Origin of the sequence: Methylobacterium sp. J-088 (assembly GCF_022829295.1) — a bacterium.
Classification (GTDB): domain Bacteria; phylum Pseudomonadota; class Alphaproteobacteria; order Rhizobiales; family Beijerinckiaceae; genus Methylobacterium.
The window spans coordinates 30001-50525 of the sequence record NZ_JAKSYH010000248.1 but is presented as its reverse complement, the minus strand read 5'-3'; the positions used below and the strand labels follow the sequence as shown (position 1 = coordinate 50525).

Annotated in this window: 23 protein-coding genes; 14 read left to right on the top strand and 9 right to left on the bottom strand. The window is 69.4% G+C overall.

Annotated elements, in window-relative coordinates:
* Positions 1 to 552, bottom strand: a complete 552-nt coding sequence (locus tag MKK63_RS26685; protein ID WP_244006928.1) for a PAS domain-containing protein — start codon at positions 550 to 552, stop codon at positions 1 to 3.
* Positions 553 to 942: 390 nt separating this feature from the next.
* On the opposite strand from MKK63_RS26685, the gene MKK63_RS26680 reads away from it, so the two are divergent.
* The gene (locus MKK63_RS26680; RefSeq protein ID WP_244006927.1) at positions 943 to 2214 is read left to right on the top strand and encodes a Zn-dependent hydrolase; all 1272 of its coding nucleotides are present in this window, start codon (positions 943 to 945) and stop codon (positions 2212 to 2214) included.
* Between the two features lie 82 nt (positions 2215 to 2296).
* Here the strand turns inward: MKK63_RS26680 and MKK63_RS26675 are convergent, their stop codons facing one another.
* Positions 2297 to 2668 carry a hypothetical protein gene (locus tag MKK63_RS26675; RefSeq protein ID WP_244006925.1) on the bottom strand — a complete coding sequence of 124 codons (372 nt, stop codon included), beginning with the start codon at positions 2666 to 2668 and terminating at the stop codon, positions 2297 to 2299.
* Between MKK63_RS26675 and MKK63_RS26670 the strand changes: the two genes are divergently transcribed.
* Both MKK63_RS26670 and MKK63_RS26665 read left to right on the top strand, forming a co-directional pair.
* Positions 2667 to 2972 (top strand): hypothetical protein, encoded by a 306-nt coding sequence (locus MKK63_RS26670; RefSeq protein ID WP_244006923.1) that lies wholly within the window; start codon positions 2667 to 2669, stop codon positions 2970 to 2972. The two genes, MKK63_RS26675 and MKK63_RS26670, sit on opposite strands and share 2 nt — an antisense overlap.
* 54 nt (positions 2973 to 3026) lie before the next feature.
* On the top strand, positions 3027 to 3545 hold the full coding sequence (locus MKK63_RS26665; protein ID WP_244006921.1) for an SRPBCC domain-containing protein: 519 nt from the start codon (positions 3027 to 3029) through the stop codon (positions 3543 to 3545).
* Between the two features lie 74 nt (positions 3546 to 3619).
* On the opposite strand, the gene MKK63_RS26660 is transcribed toward MKK63_RS26665, so the two are convergent.
* A complete protein-coding gene (locus MKK63_RS26660) occupies positions 3620 to 3871 on the bottom strand; it encodes a hypothetical protein (RefSeq protein WP_243924492.1) in 252 nt (83 codons plus the stop codon).
* A 124-nt stretch (positions 3872 to 3995) separates the two neighbouring features.
* Between MKK63_RS26660 and MKK63_RS26655 the strand changes: the two genes are divergently transcribed.
* The 4 genes from MKK63_RS26655 (at position 3996) to MKK63_RS26640 (ending at position 8029) form a co-directional block, all read left to right on the top strand.
* On the top strand, positions 3996 to 4739 hold the full coding sequence (locus MKK63_RS26655; protein ID WP_244006919.1) for a spermidine synthase: 744 nt from the start codon (positions 3996 to 3998) through the stop codon (positions 4737 to 4739).
* Between the two features lie 66 nt (positions 4740 to 4805).
* On the top strand, positions 4806 to 5012 hold the full coding sequence (locus MKK63_RS26650; RefSeq protein ID WP_243924489.1) for a hypothetical protein: 207 nt from the start codon (positions 4806 to 4808) through the stop codon (positions 5010 to 5012).
* Positions 5013 to 5105: 93 nt separating this feature from the next.
* Positions 5106 to 7451 (top strand): Orn/Lys/Arg decarboxylase N-terminal domain-containing protein, encoded by a 2346-nt coding sequence (locus tag MKK63_RS26645; protein WP_244006917.1) that lies wholly within the window; start codon positions 5106 to 5108, stop codon positions 7449 to 7451.
* Positions 7451 to 8029, top strand: coding sequence for a GNAT family N-acetyltransferase (locus MKK63_RS26640; protein ID WP_244006916.1), 579 nt, complete (start codon positions 7451 to 7453; stop codon positions 8027 to 8029). Before MKK63_RS26645 ends, MKK63_RS26640 begins: the two co-directional genes overlap by 1 nt.
* Before the next feature lie 200 nt (positions 8030 to 8229).
* On the opposite strand, the gene MKK63_RS26635 is transcribed toward MKK63_RS26640, so the two are convergent.
* Positions 8230 to 8838: a YceI family protein gene (locus tag MKK63_RS26635; RefSeq protein ID WP_244006915.1), complete on the bottom strand. Its 609-nt coding sequence runs from the start codon at positions 8836 to 8838 to the stop codon at positions 8230 to 8232.
* Positions 8839 to 8939: 101 nt separating this feature from the next.
* Between MKK63_RS26635 and MKK63_RS26630 the strand changes: the two genes are divergently transcribed.
* Both MKK63_RS26630 and MKK63_RS26625 read left to right on the top strand, forming a co-directional pair.
* A complete protein-coding gene (locus MKK63_RS26630) occupies positions 8940 to 9935 on the top strand; it encodes a LysR family transcriptional regulator (RefSeq protein ID WP_244006914.1) in 996 nt (331 codons plus the stop codon).
* Between the two features lie 135 nt (positions 9936 to 10070).
* Positions 10071 to 10433, top strand: coding sequence for a hypothetical protein (locus tag MKK63_RS26625; protein WP_244006913.1), 363 nt, complete (start codon positions 10071 to 10073; stop codon positions 10431 to 10433).
* Between the two features lie 10 nt (positions 10434 to 10443).
* On the opposite strand, the gene MKK63_RS26620 is transcribed toward MKK63_RS26625, so the two are convergent.
* Together MKK63_RS26620 and MKK63_RS26615 are read right to left on the bottom strand one after the other, a co-directional pair.
* Complete coding sequence (locus MKK63_RS26620; RefSeq protein ID WP_244006911.1) at positions 10444 to 10935, bottom strand: hypothetical protein; 492 nt, start codon at positions 10933 to 10935, stop codon at positions 10444 to 10446.
* Positions 10936 to 11238: 303 nt separating this feature from the next.
* Positions 11239 to 12219 (bottom strand): hydroxyacid dehydrogenase, encoded by a 981-nt coding sequence (locus tag MKK63_RS26615; RefSeq protein ID WP_244006908.1) that lies wholly within the window; start codon positions 12217 to 12219, stop codon positions 11239 to 11241.
* Between the two features lie 227 nt (positions 12220 to 12446).
* Between MKK63_RS26615 and MKK63_RS26610 the strand changes: the two genes are divergently transcribed.
* Entirely contained in the window at positions 12447 to 13214 is a 768-nt protein-coding gene (locus MKK63_RS26610) for a hypothetical protein (RefSeq protein ID WP_244006906.1), read from the top strand.
* Between the two features lie 9 nt (positions 13215 to 13223).
* Here MKK63_RS26610 and metB read toward each other — a convergent pair whose 3' ends face one another.
* A complete protein-coding gene (gene metB / locus MKK63_RS26605) occupies positions 13224 to 14384 on the bottom strand; it encodes a cystathionine gamma-synthase (RefSeq protein WP_244006904.1) in 1161 nt (386 codons plus the stop codon).
* A 338-nt stretch (positions 14385 to 14722) separates the two neighbouring features.
* Between metB and MKK63_RS26600 the strand changes: the two genes are divergently transcribed.
* The 4 genes from MKK63_RS26600 to MKK63_RS26585 all read left to right on the top strand — a co-directional run bounded on the left by MKK63_RS26600 (position 14723) and on the right by MKK63_RS26585 (position 17972).
* The gene (locus tag MKK63_RS26600) at positions 14723 to 15325 is read left to right on the top strand and encodes a TetR/AcrR family transcriptional regulator (protein WP_244006902.1); all 603 of its coding nucleotides are present in this window, start codon (positions 14723 to 14725) and stop codon (positions 15323 to 15325) included.
* Between the two features lie 130 nt (positions 15326 to 15455).
* The gene (locus MKK63_RS26595) at positions 15456 to 15686 is read left to right on the top strand and encodes a hypothetical protein (protein WP_244006901.1); all 231 of its coding nucleotides are present in this window, start codon (positions 15456 to 15458) and stop codon (positions 15684 to 15686) included.
* A gap of 88 nt (positions 15687 to 15774) precedes the next feature.
* Positions 15775 to 16458, top strand: coding sequence for a type 1 glutamine amidotransferase domain-containing protein (locus tag MKK63_RS26590; RefSeq protein ID WP_244006900.1), 684 nt, complete (start codon positions 15775 to 15777; stop codon positions 16456 to 16458).
* Positions 16459 to 16565: 107 nt separating this feature from the next.
* Complete coding sequence (locus MKK63_RS26585) at positions 16566 to 17972, top strand: amidase (RefSeq protein WP_244006899.1); 1407 nt, start codon at positions 16566 to 16568, stop codon at positions 17970 to 17972.
* 109 nt (positions 17973 to 18081) lie between these two features.
* On the opposite strand, the gene MKK63_RS26580 is transcribed toward MKK63_RS26585, so the two are convergent.
* Together MKK63_RS26580 and MKK63_RS26575 are read right to left on the bottom strand one after the other, a co-directional pair.
* Complete coding sequence (locus MKK63_RS26580) at positions 18082 to 18621, bottom strand: cytochrome b (protein WP_244006898.1); 540 nt, start codon at positions 18619 to 18621, stop codon at positions 18082 to 18084.
* Positions 18618 to 19730 (bottom strand): catalase family peroxidase, encoded by a 1113-nt coding sequence (locus MKK63_RS26575; protein WP_244006896.1) that lies wholly within the window; start codon positions 19728 to 19730, stop codon positions 18618 to 18620. The genes MKK63_RS26580 and MKK63_RS26575 overlap by 4 nt, the downstream gene beginning before the upstream one ends.
* Between the last annotated feature and the right edge of the window lie 795 nt (positions 19731 to 20525).

Below are 20525 nucleotides of genomic sequence, written 5' to 3'. Positions count from 1 at the left end.
TCAGGACGCGCGCTGCGCGAGCGCGCGTCCGACCCCGAGCAGCAGCATCCGCGAGAGCATGTGCAGGGAAGCGTCCCCATGACGCTCCAGGGCGGTATGGGCCTGGATGCAATGATCGGCCGCCGCGTCGAGCGTCTCCGCCGGTCCCAGGACGCCGCTACGCGGTGACGCCCAGCCGCCGTGAAACTCCGTGATGTCGATATAGGCACCGCACCCGTGCAGGCGCCCGGTCTCGTCGGGCGCCAGATGGCCCTGGTTGAGGATCCAGCGGGTTTCGCCGGCCCCGGTCAGGATGCGGAACGCGATGGCGACCGATCCGCCGGCCTGCCGAAGGCGTTGGATCGTGTCGAAGACCCTGTCGCGGTCCTCCGGGTGGATCCGCCCAAGGGCGACATCCAGGGGTACAGGCTTGCCGACCAAGCCGGGATTGCCCGCGAGCACGGAGGCGGCGCCCAGGTCGAGCACGGATCGACCGGCTGGAACATCGGTATTCCAGGTCCCGATGAAGCCCGCGGCCTGCAGGGCCGGACCTGCGGTGGAAGCCAGTAGCATGAGAACCCCTCATCCGGTCTGGGCTGGCCATCGTTCCGCGGTCGGATGAGCCATCCGGCGGACGCCCGCGACGTCACTGTCCGAACGGGGCAGATGCTCGTGTGCATTCGAGGTTCTTGTCAGGCTGTCATAGAAAATAACACAGGTCAAATTTCCAGCGGAAGCAATATATAAGCGCATATGTATGAATTTATACAAAAGACCGACCGCTGGATTCCTTTGCTAGGCCCGGCTGCCTCGGTCGATACTACCCCATCGGGCTTCAGGACGGCCATGATCCGTACGGGCCGCCCGATCGTTCAGGCCGATCCCGGCCCGTCCCTGGCGCCGATCGGGATCGCGGCCTAACCTCCCGTCTCCGGGACGCCTTCGGCAGAGGGGCATCGCATCGTGGATCGCATCAATCTCCCGCTTTCACAGGACCGGCTCTGGGACAGTCTGATGGAGCTCGCCCGGATCGGGGCGCTGCCCAACGGTGGCAATGACCGCCAGACGCTGACCGACCGCGACGCGGAGGGGCGGGCCCTGTTCCAGCGCTGGGGCGAGGCCGCGGGGCTCACGCTCACGGTCGACCGGATCGGCAACATGATCTTCCGCCGCCCGGGGCGGAACCCGGATCTGAAGCCGGTGGCGGTCGGCAGCCACCTCGACACCCAGCCGACCGGGGGCAAGTTCGACGGTCCGCTCGGCGTGCTGGCCGGCCTGGAGATCATGCGCGCCCTGCAGGAGGCCGGGATCGAGACCGAGGCGCCGCTCCTGCTGATCAACTGGTGCAACGAGGAGGGTTCGCGTTTCCCGCCGCCGATGAGCGGCAGCGGCGTCGCCATGGGGATCGTCCCGGAGGCGGAAGTCCTGGCGACCCGGGACCTGTCTGGCCACGGATTCGGCGACGAATTGCGCCGCATCGGCTGGCAGGGCGAGGCGGATCCGGCGGACCTGCGGGCGATTGGTGCCTATTTCGAGCTGCACATCGAGCAGGGCAAGCGCCTGGAGGATGCCGGCCTGACCATCGGGGTGGTCGACCGGGCGCTGGCGCAGATCTGGTACGAGGTCACCGTGCAGGGCGAGGAGGCCCATGCTGGCAGCCCCATGGAGGGGCGGCGCGACGCCCTGATGGCCGCGGCGGCGCTGATCGCGTCCCTCGAAGGCATCGCCCGAGACGCGGTGGCGGCCGGCGGCGAGCGCGGGCGGGCCACCGTGGGCGTGCTGAAGGCCGAGCCGGAAAGCCGCAACATCACGCCGGGGCGGGTCTGGTTCAGCCTCGACACGCGCCACGGCGACACCGAGCAGCTGGAGGCGATGCGGATCCAGATTCAGGCCCGGGCCGACGCCCTGGCGGCCGAGCGCGGCGTCTCAATCCGCGTAGAAGAATTCTGGCGCGCGCCGCCGACCCCGTTCGATCCCGTGCTGGTGGATCGGGTCCAGGCCGCCGCCGAGTCCCGGGGCCATGCCTGGACGCGGGTGCCGACGGCGATTTACCACGACGCCGTCTACTGCGCCCGCGCGGTCCCTGCGGCCCTGGTGTTCTGCCCCTGTCACGGCGGCATCAGCCACAACGAGGCCGAGAGCATCACGCCGGACTGGGCCGGGGCCGGTCTGGAAGTTCTGGCGGACGCCGTTCTGGCGACGGCGGGCTTGGCCGGCGCCGGGAGGGCAGGGTGACAGACCTCGCTACGGTCCCGGTTCCAGGCGACGACGTGTCAGGGGGACTGCAGTCACGCAGTGACCGGGACGCCATCGTCGATCAAAGGATTGGACGCTCGACGCGGCGTATCTCGTGCGGGAAGACCGAGACGAGGGCGCCGGGTGGCTCGGCGAACTCCACGATGTAGCTTTCGCCCTCGCCATGGACGCTGACGATCGTGCCTGCACGCCCGGCCGGAAAGAGATCACCGTCATCGCTCATGACGTCGACAAGCAGAACCACATCGTCGAGATCCCGGAGGCTCGACCGTGGAACGTCCTGCTGGAATCGATAGGCAAACGCGACGGACATTCCTGTAGGGTAGGATGCCCGAGAAAACTGGACAAATCGGCCGCCTCCATCCTCTGCAACGGAGGGTGGCGCGACGATCCCAATGTCCGGCGTGCGGATCGAGGAGGGAGCGGCCATCATGTCCGACGACAACGTCATCCGCCCGGCCTTCGGCGCCCCCCGCCGGCCCGCTCCCGCCGGGCCGGAGGAGGTCGTTCCGCCGTTCCTGCGCGTCCTCGGTACGGGGGCCGGCCACCGGGTCGGCCTGATCCGGGATCCGGCGGCGCAGGAGGGCGAGGTCTTCCGGATCGTGGTCGGACCGGAGGACGAGCCGGAGGTCGAGACCGTGGCGCTGCTGCCGGCCAGTGCCGACGCGGAGGCCGAGGCCGAGCGGATCGGCTTCGCGGTCCTGCGGGCCCTGGAGGTGGTCGAGGGCGCGCTCTGATCCGCACCGTTCTTCGTCCACGGGTGTTCTCCACGGCAGGTGCGGGAGGGACGCATGACGGTCGGCAAGGAAACGGTCGACAAGGAAACGGTCGACAAGGGCCGGACGGCGGGCCGGGTCAGCAGCACGACAATCGCGATTCCCGCCCGGGCCGGGATGGTCTGGTCGGTGCTGACGGACCTCGAATCCTATCCGGATTGGAACCCGTTCATCCGGAAGGCCGCGGGGCAGCGGCGCGCGGGCGCGCAGTGGCGCCTGGAACTGACCCTGAACGGCCGCACGTACCGGACCGTGCGTGTGCAGGTAACCTGCTGGGAGCCCGGCCGGCGCCTGACCTGGCGCAGCGGCATCCCGATTCTGCGCATGCCGATGCCGCACCTGAGCACCGGCACGCACGACGTTCGAATCACCGAGACCCGGCAGGGCGTCGATCTCGTCCAGGCCGAGACCTGCGCGGGCTGGTTCGCCCCCGTGCTGTTCCCCTGGCTTCAGGGGCGCATGCAGGCCCGGTTCGCGGAGATGAACGCGGCGCTGCGGGACGAGGTCGCCCGCAGGACGGCGGAGACGGCCTGACCGGCGCTAAGCCCTTGTTGTTGTGCGCGCTCCTGCGCCGAACCGGTGTCCACGTCGGCCGAGCGCGCGCCCAGTCATTCGACCGGCTTCGGCTTGACGATCGGCGAGCGGGTCAGGCTCTGGATCTCGCGGCTGGGCCGCCCCGCCTTGAGGGCGATCTCCGCCTCTTGTTCGAGGATGAGCTCGCGGGCCGGCTCGTCGCCGTCCAGGCCGCCCAGGATCTCCATCGGCACCCGCCGGTTCGAGGCCCGGGAGCCGTCGGTATAGACGACATCGAACATCACAAAACCCCGCTCTTGCGGTCTCGACTTGATACGCTTGGCCATAGGTGCTGATACGCCGCCGGAATTGGTTGCGGCAAGCCGCTGCGACATGTGGGGGCCATGCGGCGTGCATAGGCCGCGCCCGGCGCCTCCCCCGACACCCCCGCGCCAGACGAGGACGCCGCCCGTGATACCCTGGGTTCATCTCGATACCGGATCCGTGCCCGGTGGTGGCACCTCCTTGCGCCTGATGCGGCGCGGCGAGGAATTCGCGATCCTGGCCGACACGATCGAGCTGATGAACAACCGCCGCAGCGGCTCCGAAGTGGCGCTCGCGACGCTGACCTGTGCGCGGCTCGCGGATCGGCCGCGCGCCCGAATCCTGATCGGCGGCCTCGGCATGGGCTTCACCCTGCGGGCGGCGCTGGCGCATCTCGGCCCCGAAGCGCAGGTGGTGGTGGCCGAGCTGGTGCCGGCGGTGATCGCCTGGGCGCGGGGTCCCCTGGCGCATGTCTTCGCCGGCTGCCTGGACGATCCGCGGGTCGACCTGCAGGAGGCCGACGTGAACCGCCTGATTCAGGCCGGGCCGGAGCGCTACGACGCGATCCTGCTCGATGTCGACAACGGCCCGGAGGGTCTGATGCGCCGGTCGAACGACCGGCTCTACGACAATTGGGGTCTGAAGCGGGCCCGGTGGGCCCTGCGGCCGGGCGGGATCCTGGGCGTCTGGTCGGGCGCCCCGGACCGGAAGTTCAAGAGCCGGATGCAGCGCTCCGGCTTCGACGTGGACGAGCAGCGCGTTCATGCCAGCGGCCGGGGCAGCGGGCCCAAGCACGTGGTCTGGTTCGGGACGAAGATCGCCGGATTCGCGGAGCCTGCTCACGATGCACCCGCGCAGGCCGCCCCCGGTCGAAAGCGGCAGATCCGATAGACGGTTTGCTGCCGCTCACGGTCGCACCCCCTGTGCCGACCGCGGGATCTCCCGCACATTCGATCCATGGGTGTGAATTGCGGGCATCTCTACACGGTTGAGGTAAGACCGAGCCGGCATGACCCGGGCGGCTTCACCTGGGCGATCCGCGACCGCGGCAAGCTGGTCCGGGGATCGTACCGCCCGCACGCCTCCGAGCACGCCGCCCGCGCCGTCGCGCTGGCCGAGGTCGAGCGGCTGATCGGGCACGACGGGCGGTCGGGCGGCGCCTGATCCGACGATTCATCGCGCCGGTCCAGCGCTGTCATCCAATCGTCACGGACCGGCCAGAAAGCCTCGCGCTGTATCCCTGGCAAAGAGAGCTCCATGGACTTCCACCGTCGCTTCACGGTCCTGATGTGCACGCCGGCCTTCGATCCGGACGATCTGGAAGGCGCGCGCGTCAATCAGATCGTGGCGGCCGTGGAGAGTCGCGGCTTCGAGGTGGTGCGCGCCCGGCGCGTCGAGGACGCGGCGATCGCGGTCCAGACCGACGCGGCGGTCGGTTGCCTCGTGGTCGACTGGGGCAAGCGCGGCCTCGACGGCAAGACCGCCGCGCTCATCGACATGATGCGCAAGCGCGGCCTGGAGATGCCGATCGTCATCATGGTCCGCCGCAAGCGGCTGGAGGACATCCCGGTCGAGCTGCTCGACTTCATCGACGGCTACATCTTCCTCGCCGAGGAGACGCCGGAATTCATCGCCCGCGGCCTCGTCAGCCGGGTCACGCAATATGCCGGATCCCTCAAGACGCCGTTCTTCGGCGCGCTGGTCGACTACGCCGAGAAGGGCAATCAGCTCTGGACCTGTCCAGGCCACAACGGCGGTATCTTTTACAACCGCTCGCCGATCGGCCGAATCTTCGTGGAGCACCTGGGCGAGGCGATTTTTCGCGATGACCTCGACAACTCGGTGCTCGATCTCGGCGACCTGTTGACCCACGAGGGTCCGGCGCTGAAGGCCCAGAAGGAGGCCGCCAAGATCTTCGGGGCGGAAAAGACCTACTTCGTCCTCAACGGCACCTCGGCCTCCAACAAGATCGTCCTGTCGTCCCTGGTGGCGGAGGACGACCTCGTCCTGTTCGACCGCAACAACCACAAGGCGGCCCACCATGGCGCCCTGTTCCTCGGCGGTGGCATCCCGATCTTTCTGGAGACCGATCGCAACGCCTACGGGCTGATCGGCCCGATCTACCACGAGGCCCTGGACGAGACGCGCATCCGCGAAAAGATCCGCCGCAACCCGCTGGTGACGGATCCGGAGGCGTGGCGCCGGGAGCGGCCGTTCCGCGTCGCGGTGATCGAGCAATGCACCTATGACGGCACGATCTACGACGCCCAGGAGATCCTGGAGAAGATCGGCCACCTCTGCGACTACATCCTGTTCGACGAGGCCTGGGCAGGCTTCATGAAGTTCCACCCGCTCTACGCCCGGCGCTTCGCCATGGGGCTGACCGGGCTCGACGAGACCTCCCCCGGCATCGTCGCCACGCAATCGACCCACAAGCAGCTCGCGAGCTTCTCCCAGGCCTCGCAGATCCACACGCGCGACGGGCACATCCGCGGCCAGACCCGGCGGGTCGAGCACAAGCGGCTCAACGAGAGTTTCCTGGTCCACGCCTCCACGTCACCCTTCTATCCCCTGTTCGCCTCGCTCGATGTCGGCGCCCAGATGATGAAGGGCCGCTCGGGCATGATCCTGTGGGACGACACGATCCGGCTCGGGATCGAGTGGCGCAAGAAGGTCCGGGCGATCCGGCGGGAATTCGAGGAGAACGAGCGCGATCCGGCCCGGCGCTGGTTCTTCGACCCCTTCGTGCCGGACGTGACCAAGAATGCCGACGGGGCCGAGGTGCCCTGGGAGAGCGTGCCCACCGATGAGTTGGCAGCCACGCCGCGCCACTGGGAGCTGAAGCCCGGCGCCCGATGGCACGGCTTCACCCATGTGGCGTCGGGCTACGCCATCACCGACCCGAACAAGCTGACGGTGCTCACCCCGGGCTTCGACCGGAAGACCGGCGCCTATGCTGCCCACGGCGTGCCGGCGCCGATCGTGGCCCAGTACCTGCGTGAGAACCGGATCGTCGCCGAGAAGAACGACCTGAACTCGCTGCTCTTCCTGCTGACCCCGGGGGTGGAATCCTCCAAGGCCGGCACGCTGATCTCGGGCCTCGTCGCCTTCAAGCGGCTGCACGACGACAACGTGCCCTTGGAGGAGGCCATGCCGGAATTCGTCGCCCGCCGGCCGAATCGCTACCGCGGCGTGCGCCTGCGCGACCTGTGCGGCGAGTTCCACGCCTTCCACCGGGAGGCCGGCACCTCCACGCTCCAGCGGCGGCAATTCGCCCCCGATCACCTGCCCGAGATGGTGATGCCGCCCAAGCGCGCCGCCCAGATGCTGACCCGCAACAAGGTCGATTACGTGCCGATCGCGGAAGCCGAGGGCCGGATCGCCAGCACGCTGATGCTGGTCTATCCCCCGGGCATCGGCACGGTGCTGCCGGGTGAGCGGCTCGACGAACGGGCCGCGCCCATGCTCGACTATTTCAAGATGTTCGAGGCCTCCGCCAACCTGTTCCCCGGCTTCGAGGCCGAGATCCAGGGCGTCTACCGGGAGGTCGAGCCGGACGGGCGGATCCGCTTCCACACCTACGTCGTGCGCGAGGGGGCCTGATGGAGATCGAGGTCGAGCCCCCCGGGCCGCTCGCCGCGCGGCCTTGCCCCGACATCGTCATCCGCGCCTCCTCGGACGCGGATCTCGAGGCGATGGTGGCGATCTACGAGCACCACATCGGCAAGGGCGTGGGCGATGTCGGGGCCTTCGAGGAGGAGCGGATGCTCCCCGACGACCTGAAGCGGCGGCGCAAGTCGATGCGCAAGAAGCGCCTGCCGCACCTCGTGGCCGACCGCGGTGGCGTGGTGGCGGGCTACGCCTACGCGGTGCCGTTCCGGAAGCGCCCGGCCTATCGCTACACGCTCAAGCATTCGATCTACGTGCATCCCGACCACCTGCACGCGGGGATCGGCCGGCGGCTTCTTCCGGCGCTGATCGAGGCCTGCGCGGCCGGCGGCTACCGCCAGATCATCGGCTACATCGACGCCGAGAACGAGGCGTCGTTGCGCCTCCACGAGGCCTGCGGCTTCGAGCGGGTCGGCTTTCTGCGGGCGGTGGCGTTCAAGTACGGCCACTGGGCCGACAGCGTGATGGTCCAGCGGGCGCTGGGGACGGGGTCGGAGGACCGACCGGGGTAGGGGGGCTGTCGAGCCGCTCGCGCGGCTTGTCATTGTGCTGGGGCCGGTTTCCTTCGGAAAGGTAGGACGGCACCGCGCGTCTCCCTCCCCCCTTTGCGGGGGAAGGGGAGATGCGGGGGCCTTCGTGCCGGTTCTCGAAAGGAGAGGACGCGCCGCGAAGCGACGCCAGACGGCAGCCGTCCGCGGCCGTCTGCCCGCCCTCACTCCTGCTTCTCGAACGCCCCCGCGATGGTGAGGTGCAACTCGTCGCCGATCAGCGGCACGTAGGTCTTCACGCCGAACTCGGAGCGTTTGAGTGTCCCGGTGGCTTCGAAGCCGACCGTGACCTTCTTGCTCAGCGGGTTCACACCGGCGCCGACAAGCGTGACGTCGAGCGTCACCGGCTTGGTCACGCCGTGAAGCGTCAGGTCGCCCGTCACCTTCGCGTGGTCCTTGCCGGCGGGGGCGACCTTGGTGGACACGAAGGTCATGTCGGGGAACTTGGCGGCGTCGAGCCACTGGTCGCCCTTCAACTCGTCGGTGAGCTTGGCGCTGGTGGTCGTCACCGAGGCGACCGGGATCTTCACCGACAGCTTCGCCGCCGCCGGGTTCTTCGGCTGCAGTTCCAGCGTACCCGACACCTCCGAGAAGCCGCCGGCGTAGTTCGAGAAGCCCATATGGGACACCCGCCAGCCGACCTGGGTGTGGCCGGGATCGACCGCGTAGGTGCCGGCCTGGATCTGGGCGGGATCGCGGGTCGGCGGGGTCTGGGCCAGGACGGGGGTGGCGACCAGCAGGGCCAGAAGGCCGGAGGCGAGAATCGACTTCAAGGGTGTCTCCTGCAGAGCAGACGGTCGAGCGCGATTCGTTGCGCCGCAGCAGCCGTGTAGCCCCGTTCACGGCCCTGGTTGAGCCTGCTATCCGGAACCCCATGGTTGCGAAAACGGAAACCTTCCGCGGCGGGCTGGACGATGTACGGGCCTTCTGCACCGTCGTGGATCTCGGGACCGTCACCGCGGCGGCGGCCAGCCTGCGCGAGACCAAGGGCAGCGTCAGCCGGCGGATCTCCCGGCTGGAACGGGCGCTCGGTGTCCGGTTGATGGCACGGACCTCCCGGGCGGTCTCGCCGACCGCCGAGGGTCTCGCCTTCTACACCAAGGCACAGGAGAGCCTAACTCTGCTCGATGAGGCGGCCGAGACCGCCCGCGATGCCCGGACGGTGCCGGCCGGGCACCTGCGGATTACCACCTCGATCGATTTCGGCATCGAGGTGATGCCGGAGATCATCGCGAGCTTTCGCGAGGCCTATCCGCAGATCACCGTGGAGATGCTGAACACCGACGCGCGCCTCGATCTGGCGGCCAACCGGATCGACCTTGCCCTGCGGCTCGGCAGCGCCGAGGAGACCGGCTATCGCGCCGTCGTCCTGGCGACGCTGACGGCGTCCCTTTACGCCGCCCCCGCCTACCTGCTGCGCCGGCCGGCCCCGGCGGACCTTGCCGCCCTGCACGACCACGACCTGATCCTGGCCCGCGAACGCTTCGGCGCGGCGGCGCTGGCGCTGACCGACGGCCAGGGCCGTACCGAGCCGCTCTCCGTGAACCCGGCGATCCGCGTCAGCGATTTCGCAACCGCGCTCCGGTTGACCCTGGCGGGCGCCGGGATCGGCCATCTCCCCAGCCTCGTCGCCGCCCGGGCCGTGGCGGCGGGCCAGCTCCAGCGCGTGCTGGCCCCCTGGGCGACCCGTGGCGCGGCCCTGCGCGCCGTCACCCTGGCCGGTCGTGAGCTGCCCGCCCGAGTCCGGGTGTTCCGCGAGCACGTCGGCAGCGCCCTCGCGGCCCGCGACTGCGCTCACGAATTCGTGGATTTAGACGTGAATACTGCTGAGATCCGGGTACATACAGTAAAACATGGGTTAGATTTCTGAAGCTCGCTCAAATTTGAACGATCGACGTATCGATTCGTTCACGGGCATCCCTCACCATGCACTGCAACAGGGTCCAAACGCCCGGTCAGCGAGCCGGATCGTGCAAGCCCCTTCGAGGTCATTGCGAACGCCATCATGCCCCCTGCCAGCAGGCGCCTGCGTTCTGTCCTCGTCGTCGGTACGCTCACCCTCGCAGCCACCGGCGCAGCGCTGGAAAGCGCGCGGGCGACCCTATCGACCGCGGCCCGGATCGTGTTGCAGAAGGGCCGCCACTATGCGCCCACCGACCTGTATCTCCGGCGGGGCGACACGATCACCCTGCGCAACGGCGATGAGAGCTTCACCCACCATGCCTTCATCGAAGCAGACCGGTTCTCGTTCGACGCCGGTGATCAGGAGCCCGGGACCGAGACGCGGCTGACGCTGGTCGAGCCGGGGGATTTCGTGATCCAGTGCGGCATTCATCCGAAGATGAAGCTGACCATCCACGTCGAGTAGGAGTCGTGGATCAGCTGTCGCGGCCGAATCCGAGGCCGCGCAGGATGTCGCCGATCGGATCGATCCGCCCCGATGCATCCGGTGCCGGCCGAGGCGCGGATTGCGGCATCACGGCGGGATCGGCGGCGGCGGTGCGGGCACGGGTGGGACGATGCAGATGGGCAGCCCTGGAGCGGTTCTTCCGCTCCGCTGCCTTCCCCCGGTGGTTCGCGCTGCTATTGCGGGGCGGTTCGACGGAGAGAGCGATCGTGGCCGGTGGCGTCGCGGCGGTGGCCAAGGCGCCTAGCTGCTCCGACGCGGGTTCGGCGGTGATCTCGGGGGTGCCGCGGGCCGGCGGATCGATCCAAGCCACCGGCTTGATGGATTCGGCGACCGCGGCGGGTCGCGTCGGCGCGTTGCGATCGCGCGAATGCAGGTTCTGAGTCGCCACGCCCAGCCCGAATACGGCAAGGACCGTGGTTACGAGGATGGAGCGAGCGTATTTCATGACGGGAAAACGCACGGTCAAGCTCCTGGTTCCGCTTGACTGTTTAATCCCGCTCTGAGAGTGGCGGCCGGCGCTGGATCCGGTCCGAAAACAAAAAAGGCCACTCCCGAAGGAGCGGCCCGAAGTCTAGGGAGGAAACGCCCAAGAAGGGCAGCGGGAGGGCGACGCCATCGCCATCCCGCAGCGCACAGATAGGATATCGCAGTGCGGTAGGCAATGGCTCGATGCGCCGAAAGGCATGCAGACCGTGCGCTTTCATAGCCTCCATGCTCTGACGTCATGCCTCGGCGTGTCGAGCTCGCCCGGCACGGGGCCGTCTCATACGCCGCGCCGCTGATCCCAAATCTCCGGGTTGACCAGCCCGCCGGGATGGCGACCGGCCAACACGTCGATCACCCGTGTCGCGGCGGTCTCGGCGGTGCGGATCAGGGCGGCCTCGGTCGAGCCGCCGACATGAGGCGTGAGGATCACCCGCTCCTGGTGGGCAAGGGGATGGTTGCGGGGCAGCGGCTCCTGCGCGAAGACGTCGAGGCCGGCGCCGGCGATCGTGCCGGCCTCCAGGGCCTCCATCAGGTCCGCCTCGTCGATCAGGCCGCCGCGGCTGGTGTTGATCAGGAACGCGCCCCGCTTCATCCGGGCGAGCTGCTCCCGGCCGATCAATCCGCGGGTGCCGGGGGTGAGCGGCAGGTGCAGCGAGACGATGTCGGCCTCTGCCAGCACGGCCTCCACCGAGGTGGCGCGCAGGGCGCCGGCCGTGGCGAAATCCGTTTCCGGGCGGCTCGGTCCGTAGGCCAGGACCCGTAGTCCGAGGGCGCCGCCGAGCCGGGCCGTGGCCTGCCCGATCGCCCCGAACCCGACGAGGCCGAGGGTGAGGCCTGCGAGCTCGACCAAGCGGGTGGTGAACTTGAAGCTGTCGTCGCCCTGCCGGACCGACCGGTCGGCCCCGGGCAGGGCCTTCGCCAGGGCGAAGATCAGCGCCAGCGTGTGCTCGGCCACCGAAACGGCGTTGGCGCCGGGGGTGTTGACCACCACGATGCCGGCCTCGGTCGCCGCCGCCTTGGCCACGTGATCGGTGCCGGTGCCGTGCACGCCGATCACCTGCAGCGCCGCCGCCGCCTCGATGGCATCGGCCGGGAAGCCGGTGTTGCGGGTGATGACCGCGACGCAGCCGGCGACGTCGCAGGCCAGGGTCTCGGCGTCGGTGCCACGGGCCGCGCGGGGCTCAAGCCCGGCCGCGCGCAGCCGATCGAGACCCGCCGCGTGGATCGGCTGGACGATGAGGCACGGACCGGTGATCAAGGCGGCATATCCTTGGCCGACCCGGAGGGCCGGCTGCGAGTGCTTCAAGCCCGGTCGTCCTAGGACCCGCTTGGCACGGTGGCAACGAGCACTCTGGAGGCCGCGCCGGTTCAGGTGCGTTCAGGCCGTCGATGTTTCACGGGAAACATTGCGTTTACCCTATGCGACAACCCCTGTGGCGGCGGCGTCATCGCGGTCCCGCCCGCATTCTGGTAGCACCGGCCGGGATGACGACATCGCAATGGCGTACCCTTCGGAACGTGCAGGCCCGGGCGCGGCTGGAGCGGGCGCTGCCGCCGGTCTTCCCCGTACCGGTCCTCCGGCACGCCCTGGCGCGGCCCCTGATCCCGCCGACGCCGCGCCTTGCCGTGGAGAGCTACTGGCGCAGCCATGTCCTCCGGGCCGACCGGCTCGCCCGCGCCCTGGCGGCCCGCTCCGGCACGCCGGAGGGCTGGACGTGGCAGATCGGCCGTGATGGCTCGGGGGAGGGGCGCGCCGGCGGTTTCCGGACGCCGCCCGCTCCCTTTCGCGATCCCGCCTTCGCCCGCGGCCGCGGTGCCTGCTGCATCTGCGGCCAGCCGGTCTACCGGTTCGGCTGGCACCGGGATCTCTGGGGCGGCGGCACGCCCAACGCCAGGGCCGGCTGGCATGCGGCCTGTGTCACGGCCTGGAAGTTCTGGCTCGCCCCGCACGCGCAGGTCCGGGCGCTGAAGCTCCGCCAGCGGCATCGCTGCGCGACCTCCGGCAAGCGGCTGCTGCGCACCGCCGAGGTCGATCACGCCCTGCCGCTCTATCAGGTCTGGCGGGAGCACCGCACCCGCCCCTGGCCGGACCTCCTTGCCTACTGGGGCGCGCCGAACCTGCAGGTGGTCAACCGGGCGGTCCACGTCCTCAAGTGCCGGGACGAGGCCGCCGAGCGCTCGCAGACCCTGCGGCTCTCCCGTTTCCGGGTGGTCGAGGACGAGTCCGGGTTCAGCGTGATCGAGGAGGGGTGAGCGGCCTGCTCACCCACCCACGGCTTCGAGGCCGCGCGATAGGTCGGCCAACAGGTCGTCCTCCGCCTCCAGCCCGACCGAGAGGCGCAGCAGCCCGTCGGTGATGCCCGCGATCGCCCGCGCGTCCGGGTCCATGGCCGCATGGGTCATAGTCGGCGGGTGGGCGACCAGGCTCTCGACCCCGCCCAGGGATTCGGCCAGGGTGAAGACCTGCACGGCGCCTACGAAGGCCCGCACCGCCTCGAGCCCGCCCGCGAGTTCGAAGCTCAGCATGGCGCCGAAGCCCGCCTGCTGCGCCTTGGCGAGGGCGTGCCCGGGATGGGACGGCAGGCCCGGGTAGTGGACGCGGCTCACGGCCGGATGCGCATCCAGGAAGCCGGCGATCCGCCCCGCGTTGCGCTGCTGCTGGTCCACGCGCACGAACAGGGTGCGCAGGCCCCGGAGCGTCAGGTAGGCGTCGAGCGGCGAGCCCGTGACGCCGATCGTGTTCGCCCAGGCGGCGAGTTCCTCGCCCACGGCCTTGTCGGCGGCGATCACCGCCCCGCCGATCACATCGGAATGACCGTTGAGGAACTTCGTGGTGGAGTGGACCACGAGATCCGCCCCCAGGGTGATCGGTTGCTGCAGGGCCGGCGACAGGAAGGTGTTGTCGACCACCGCCAGCGCGCCGACCGCCTTGGCGGCGGCGGTCACGCGCCGGATATCCACGACCCGCATCAACGGGTTGCTCGGCGTCTCGATGAGCACGACCTTCGGCCGTCCGGCCAGGGCCGCCGCCAGGGCGTCCGGGTCGGTCTGGTCGACGAAGTCCACGCGGTAATGGCCCCGGGCGGCGCGGAAGCTCAGCAGGCGGTGTGTGCCGCCGTAAAGATCGTGCGGCGCGACCAGCAGGTCGCCCGGCCGCAGGCTCGACAGGGCGAGGTCGAGGGCCGCCATGCCGCTCGCCACGATCACGGCCCGGGCGCCCCCTTCGAGCTTGGCGATCGTGTCGGCGAGGGCGTCCCGCGTCGGGTTGCCGAGGCGGGAGTAGTCGTATGGGCCGGGCTGCTCGAAGGCCGGGAACTTGAAGGTGGTCGACAGGTGGATCGGTGCGATGACCGCCCCGAAGGCCGAATCCTGCGCGACACCATTGGCTGCCGCGACGGTACGGGCCGCGAATCCGTCTGACATCGGCTCTCCTCCATGCCCGGTCGGCAATTCCGGCCGAACCCTGGCGCGTTCTTTATGGAGAACGGATCAGACTTTCAAGAGAACGATACCCGGTCCTTGGTCGCCTGTGCGGCTCGCATCTGACCGTGGCCGACGCACCCGGGTGGTGGCTATGGTCAAGGGGATTTTGATCGAAACAGGCGACACACCCGCAGCTTGAAAGCGGATGCGACTTTAAAGATGGTCATGGATTGCATCCGGGTCAGCACGACGACCCGGCAAACCGCAACCAGCCTTGCTACCGGAAAAAATGCGAATGGCCACTAGACGACCGGTCTAATCCATTCTATCTCACCGTCATGGCACGCGTCACCGCACATACCGACACCCGGCAGGGGATCCTCGACACCGCCTACGGCCTGATCGGCGCGAAGGGGTTTTCCGGGGTAGGACTCAACGAGATCCTGACCTCGGCCGGCGTGCCGAAAGGGTCGTTCTACCACTACTTCGGCTCCAAGGAGGCTTTCGGCGAGGCCCTCTTGGCGGACTACTTCGAGAGTTATCTCGCCGACCTCGATACGACGCTGGCCGAGCCGGGGTTGAGTCATGCCGAGCGCCTGATGAACTACTGGCGCAAATGGCAGGCGACGCAGGGAAGCGTCGACTATCAGCGCAAATGCCTTGCGGTGAAGCTTGCGGCGGAAGTCTCGGACCTGTCCGAGGCGATGCGCTTGGCCCTCAAGGCCGGCACCGCCGCGATCATCGAACGGCTGTCGCAAGCCATTGCGGCGGGCGTGGCGGAGCGCTCTCTCACGGTCGAGAGCGAGCCGCATACGACCGCCGAAGACCTGTATCACGTCTGGCTCGGCGCGAGCCTGATGGGCAAGATCGTCCGGACCGACGCACCGTTCGCGGCGGCCATCGGGACGACCCGGCGCATCCTGGGCCTCACGGCGCACTGATCCACCGCCTCCGACTTCGCCGGACGCAGCCCCTCACTGCGTCCATATTTGAGACGACCGGTCTACTCAAGGCTGAGCCAATCATCTCCTCCATGCCGGTCGGGGAGCAGCAGTCAGACGGAGAAAACCCATGCCCCACCACGCCAACACCTCTGTCGTCACGACCCTCATCGCTGAGGGGCTGATGGCACTCCTCACTGGGCCACAAGCAACGGCGCAAGAGCGGATCACCCTCGAGACCATCGGCGCCGTCCGCATGGCCCGGTTCGACGAGGTCCGCCGCGCGGGCCCCGAGTTCCGCCCTGCACAAGCCGCGCAGGCGCGCGACCCGGCCGCCGGACGCACCGCGAAGGCGCGCTAGCGCCGGCCCGCCTTCCCCGAACCCGTTCCGAGCGCGGCCTCGAACCCAAAACCCTCCCTCACACAACTGAAAGACCTGGAGACCGACGATGAAGATCCTGATGGTGCTGACCTCGCACGACCGGCTCGGCGAAACCGGCCGGAAGACCGGCTTTTGGCTGGAGGAGCTCGCTGCGCCCTATTACGTGTTCAAGGATGCGGGGGCGGGGGTGGTCCTGGTGTCGCCCAAGGGTGGCCGCCCGCCGCTCGATCCGAAGAGCGCCGAGCCGAGCTTCCAGACGGACGCGACGCGCCGCTTCGAAGCCGATGCGGCGGCCATGGCGGCGCTGACCGAGACGGGCCGGCTCGACGCCGTCGGCCACGCGGGCTTCGACGCCGTCTTCTATCCCGGCGGGCATGGGCCTCTCTGGGACCTTGCCGAGGACCCTGCCTCGATCACGCTGATCGAGACGACGCTCGGGGCCGGCAAGCCCGTGGCCCTCGTCTGCCACGCCCCCGGCGTCCTGCGCCATGCCAGGGCGCCGGAGGGGAAGCCGCTGGTCGAAGGCCGGAACGTCACCGGCTTCACGAACACCGAGGAGGAGGCCGTCGGCCTCACAGAGGTGGTCCCGTTCCTCGTCGAGGACGAGCTGAAGCGGAACGGAGGCCTCTACGCCAAGGGTGCCGACTGGGGACCCTTCGTGGTGACGGACGGCCTGCTCATCACCGGCCAGAACCCGGCCTCCTCCGGCCCCGCCGCCGAGTGTCTCGTCGCTCGCCTCGCCAACCGCTGAGGACGCGGGCGCCCCCGGCGGCGCCGCATCCTGCCACCCAACCCCTGATCGTCACCCCCCGAAGCGGCGTACGCCACCCGCATCGGCGACCTCGAAGGATCCAGCCCATGACCACGGACATCGTTTTCTCGGACGCGACCCGGCTCGCCGAATTGATCCGGACCAAGCAGCTCTCACCGGTCGAGGTCGTGCAGGCGCACCTCGACCGCATCGAAGCGGTCGATCCGAAGGTCAACGCCATCGTCGCGGTCGCGGAAGGCGCGCTGGCCGCCGCGCGGGACGCGGAGGCGGCACTCATGGCCGGCGGGGAACTCGGGCCGCTTCACGGTGTGCCGTTCACCGTGAAGGATTCCATCGACACCGCCGGCGTGCTCACCCAGCGCGGCTCGCCGATCTTCAAGGGCCGGGTGCCCGACGCCGATGCCACCAGCGTGGCGCGCCTGAAGAGGGCCGGTGGCATTCTGCTCGCTAAGACCAACCTCCCGGAGTTCTCCTACTGGATCGAGAGCGACAACCTGCTCTCCGGCCGCTCGAACAACCCGTGGGACCTCGAGCGTACGCCCGGGGGCTCCAGCGGCGGCGAGTCGGCGGCCATCGCGGCGGGCATGTCGCCACTCGGACTCGGCACCGACCTCGCGATATCGGTGCGCGGCCCGGCCGCGCAGACCGGTATCGTCTCGCTGAAGGCCACCCATGGGCGCGTGCCCATGACCGGCATCTGGCCGCGGGCGCCCCGCCGCTTCTGGCACGTCGGCCCGATGGCACGTTCGATCCGCGACCTCGCGCTCGCCTTCTCGCAACTCGCCGGCCCAGACGGGCAGGACGCCTTCGCGAGCAGCACCGTCCCGTTCGATGCCGGCCTCGGTGCCGCGCCGAATCGCAAGCTCCGGGTCGGCTGGATGGTCGGGCCGGGCTTCGGGCCCATCGACACGCAGGTCGCCGCGACCGTGCGGGCTGCGGCCGAGGCCCTCAAGGGCGAGGGTCACCACGTGGAGGAGGTGCGCATCCCGGCGCTGGAGCGCGACTTCGCCCTCGACGTGTTCAACACGCTCCACGTCATGGAGATGAAGCCGGCGTTCCGCGAAGCGACCGCCGGGCACGAGGACCAGATGTACAAGATGGCCAAGACCATGTTGTCCCTGCCGGACCCGTCGGTGGAGGACTACGTCGCGGCCGAGCAGGCGGCGGAGCGGCTCCGGGACGGCTATGCGGCCTTCTTCCGGAACTTCGACGTGCTCCTCACCCCGGTGCTGCCGGTACCGGCGCACAAGCACGGCATCCAGGAACTCGTCGTCAACGGCGAGACGGTCGATCTGACTTACCTGCAGGGCGCGACCGTGCCCCTGAATGTCACCGGCCTGCCGGGCCTGTCGATACGGTTCGGGACGAGCCGCGAGGGCTTGCCGATCAACGTGCAGCTGGTTGCAAGCTGGCAGGCGGAGACGACGATCCTGCACGCGGCCTCGGTGCTGGAGGGCGTGAGCCCGGTTCGCGGCCTGCACCCGAGCCTCTGACCTGAGGGACTCGGCCGGGGGGCGCCATGCGGCCCCCGGCCATCGACCGGACCGGCTGGGAAACACCCGGTGTGGATATCAGGCCGGCTGGCTGGATGCCGCCCGGACCTTACCGGCGTGGTCGCCAGGGGGCCATGCTGGCGAAGACGTCGTCCTGGCGGATCAGCGCGTGCATCAGCGCCGCCCCGAGATGCGCCAGAAAGGCAGCGAACAGGGCATAGGCGAGCCCGGTATGGAGGTGCCGCAGCGCCGCGGCGAGCATCGGGTCCTGCGGCAGGATCGGCGACAGCACCACCGGCCCAGCCAGCACGATCGGATAGCGCGCCGCCGACAGCATGCCCCAGCCGACCAGCGGCAGGGTCAGCATCAGCCCGTAGAGCGCGATATGCGAGCCGTGCGCGGCGATCCGCTGCCACGCGGGCAGATCCGTCGGCAGGGGCGGGGGCGGATGGCGCCAGCGGTTGACGAGCCGCAGGCCGGCAAGGAGCAGGATCAGGAGGCCGAGGGGTCGGTGCAGCGCGACCAGGGCGTGATAGTCGGCGAGCGACGTCACCATGGCGACGCCGATCAGCAGCATGGCGAGGATCATCACCGCCATGCCCCAGTGGAGCAGGCGGGCCGGCCAGTTGAAGCGCGCGGGTTCGGTCACAGGGCAGCTCCGTGGATCGGCGCGCCGGTCACGGCGCTCGGCGTCTTCGCCTCGCCGGCTCGGCGGGTGAAGGACTGCGCATAGGCCGCAGAGCGCGCGCTGAGCAGCGGATCGTCGCTCGGTGCGATACCCTCCGGCAGGACGAGCGGGTCGAAGTTGACGTCGCGGCAGGTGTGGGGCGCTTCCGGCATGGCCTCGGTGAGGGTCAGGGTGCCGACATCCACGCGCTCGCGGTCGGCGGGCCAGGGCTGCGTCGCGTCGGCGGTGGGGGCCTCCCCCCGGCCGACCGTCACCACGAGGTGCCAGCGCTGCGGACCCTGGCGCAACTGCGCCTCGAAAGCATCGAACAGCCCATCTGGGGCGGGCGAACCGGTCCCATCGGCGGTCTCGGGTGCGGCTGTCCGCTCCGGGACGAAAGCCCAGCGCACCGGTCGCACGGTGCCGTCGGCGGCTACGAACCGCAAGGCGTTCAGGCTCCAGAAGGTGCTGTCGGCGAAACCGGAGGTCACGGTCCGCGCCTTGATCAGGGACGCGGCCCGCGCGCTCTCGGGATGGGCCGCGAAGAACGCCGCCATGCGGGCGGGATCGGGCTTGCCGGTGGCTGGATCGGGCTTGGCGGCGCGGAGCTGGTCGTAGAAGGCCTCCGGCGTGCGCACGGGGAAGACCGGGATGTTGTTCATGCCGGTGCGCCACTCCGCGCCGTCCGGCGACCGGAACAGCAGGGCGAGGCTGCGCACGGTGGTCTCGGCATCGGCCGCGTAGGGCTGGCCGCCCGCCAGCGCGATCCGGCCCAGGACGGGGGTCACCTGCCCGGGGGCGAACACGGTGGCTGTCGAGAGGCGCGCGCCCGCGCCGTTGGGGGCGAAGCGCCCCGCCACGCACAAGCCCTTGGCGTGGTTGCGCCGGAAGCCGGGATGGGGCCCGTTCACCACCTCGAAGCGATCGACGATCCGCGCCGGTGTGAGGAGGCCGGGCGACAGCCAGCCCCCCGCATAGGCGAAGCCGCCGGCCGTGCCGGCCACCACCGCGCCGATCACGGACAGGCGCAGGAGCAGGCTGCGCCCGGTCATGCCGGGCGGCGCCCCTGTGAGGTCGTTGATCAACGTCATCTGTCCGGTCCGGGATTGGTCGCGATGACGCCTATTCGACGACGTGACGCGCGGGTTTCACCCGTCGGTTGCCGAACCCGCATGCGGGGAGCAACGGAGCCGAGGCCGTCTCCCTCAGGTCCACCGCGCGCCCTCGTGCGGCACGCGAAGTCCAACTGGGCGTGGTGCTGGAACGCCCGCAGGGTCCGCCCCGACAATGCTGGGCGGGGCGAGCGCATCGCAGCCCGGTGCTGCCATAAGCCCGCTACGGACGCATGGGACAGCCCTGCGACGCCACGAGCCTTGCAAGATCGGCCGAGTTTCGCCATATCGACTTCATCGGCAGCGACAGAACACCGTCCGCCGAAATCTCTCAGCCACGGGTTGCACGGCTCCGCTTCGGCGGGGCGTCGACGTGCCGGACTTAAGCTCTGGCGGGTTGCGAGATGCCTTTCACGTGCGAATGGATGGGGCTGCCCTCTTGGGGGTGTCGTCGTCCGCCAACGGGATCCGGGCTTCCGGGTCCGGTGGTTTCGCCGGGAAAAGGTCGGTTGACAGGCCGGGCGGGCTCGGCCTATACGGCGCCTCCCGACGCGGTGCCGAAGCAAAACGGCCGGGTCGGGCGGGTTTCCTGAGGTTAAGAAAAGTAGATCTGGCGATAGCCAAGGTACTTGACTTCCCCTCGAAAGGTACTTACGAAAGTTTGTACTGATCTTTGACAAGTTATGATTGAGGAAGGGAGACGCGGGCGGCGTTTGTCCTTGCGGTCGGGTCGAGAGGCCTGACGTGAGAGACTTGTGCTGATCTGTTGTTCTT

Excerpts from the sequence above, each read along its gene's own strand:
- MKK63_RS26575 (WP_244006896.1), bottom strand. The coding sequence starts at position 19,730 with ATGACGTTGATCAACGACCTCACAGGGGCGCCGCCCGGCATGACCGGG.
- metB (WP_244006904.1), bottom strand. The coding sequence starts at position 14,384 with ATGTCAGACGGATTCGCGGCCCGTACCGTCGCGGCAGCCAATGGTGTC.
- MKK63_RS26600 (WP_244006902.1), top strand. The coding sequence starts at position 14,723 with ATGGCACGCGTCACCGCACATACCGACACCCGGCAGGGGATCCTCGAC.
- MKK63_RS26630 (WP_244006914.1), top strand. The coding sequence starts at position 8,940 with ATGGTTGCGAAAACGGAAACCTTCCGCGGCGGGCTGGACGATGTACGG.
- MKK63_RS26625 (WP_244006913.1), top strand. The coding sequence starts at position 10,071 with ATGCCCCCTGCCAGCAGGCGCCTGCGTTCTGTCCTCGTCGTCGGTACG.
- MKK63_RS26590 (WP_244006900.1), top strand. The coding sequence starts at position 15,775 with ATGAAGATCCTGATGGTGCTGACCTCGCACGACCGGCTCGGCGAAACC.
- MKK63_RS26610 (WP_244006906.1), top strand. The coding sequence starts at position 12,447 with ATGACGACATCGCAATGGCGTACCCTTCGGAACGTGCAGGCCCGGGCG.
- MKK63_RS26660 (WP_243924492.1), bottom strand. The coding sequence starts at position 3,871 with ATGGCCAAGCGTATCAAGTCGAGACCGCAAGAGCGGGGTTTTGTGATG.
- MKK63_RS26675 (WP_244006925.1), bottom strand. The coding sequence starts at position 2,668 with ATGATGGCCGCTCCCTCCTCGATCCGCACGCCGGACATTGGGATCGTC.
- MKK63_RS26650 (WP_243924489.1), top strand. The coding sequence starts at position 4,806 with ATGGGTGTGAATTGCGGGCATCTCTACACGGTTGAGGTAAGACCGAGC.
- MKK63_RS26665 (WP_244006921.1), top strand. The coding sequence starts at position 3,027 with ATGACGGTCGGCAAGGAAACGGTCGACAAGGAAACGGTCGACAAGGGC.
- MKK63_RS26645 (WP_244006917.1), top strand. The coding sequence starts at position 5,106 with ATGGACTTCCACCGTCGCTTCACGGTCCTGATGTGCACGCCGGCCTTC.
- MKK63_RS26685 (WP_244006928.1), bottom strand. The coding sequence starts at position 552 with ATGCTACTGGCTTCCACCGCAGGTCCGGCCCTGCAGGCCGCGGGCTTC.
- MKK63_RS26670 (WP_244006923.1), top strand. The coding sequence starts at position 2,667 with ATGTCCGACGACAACGTCATCCGCCCGGCCTTCGGCGCCCCCCGCCGG.
- MKK63_RS26640 (WP_244006916.1), top strand. The coding sequence starts at position 7,451 with ATGGAGATCGAGGTCGAGCCCCCCGGGCCGCTCGCCGCGCGGCCTTGC.
- MKK63_RS26595 (WP_244006901.1), top strand. The coding sequence starts at position 15,456 with ATGCCCCACCACGCCAACACCTCTGTCGTCACGACCCTCATCGCTGAG.
- MKK63_RS26585 (WP_244006899.1), top strand. The coding sequence starts at position 16,566 with ATGACCACGGACATCGTTTTCTCGGACGCGACCCGGCTCGCCGAATTG.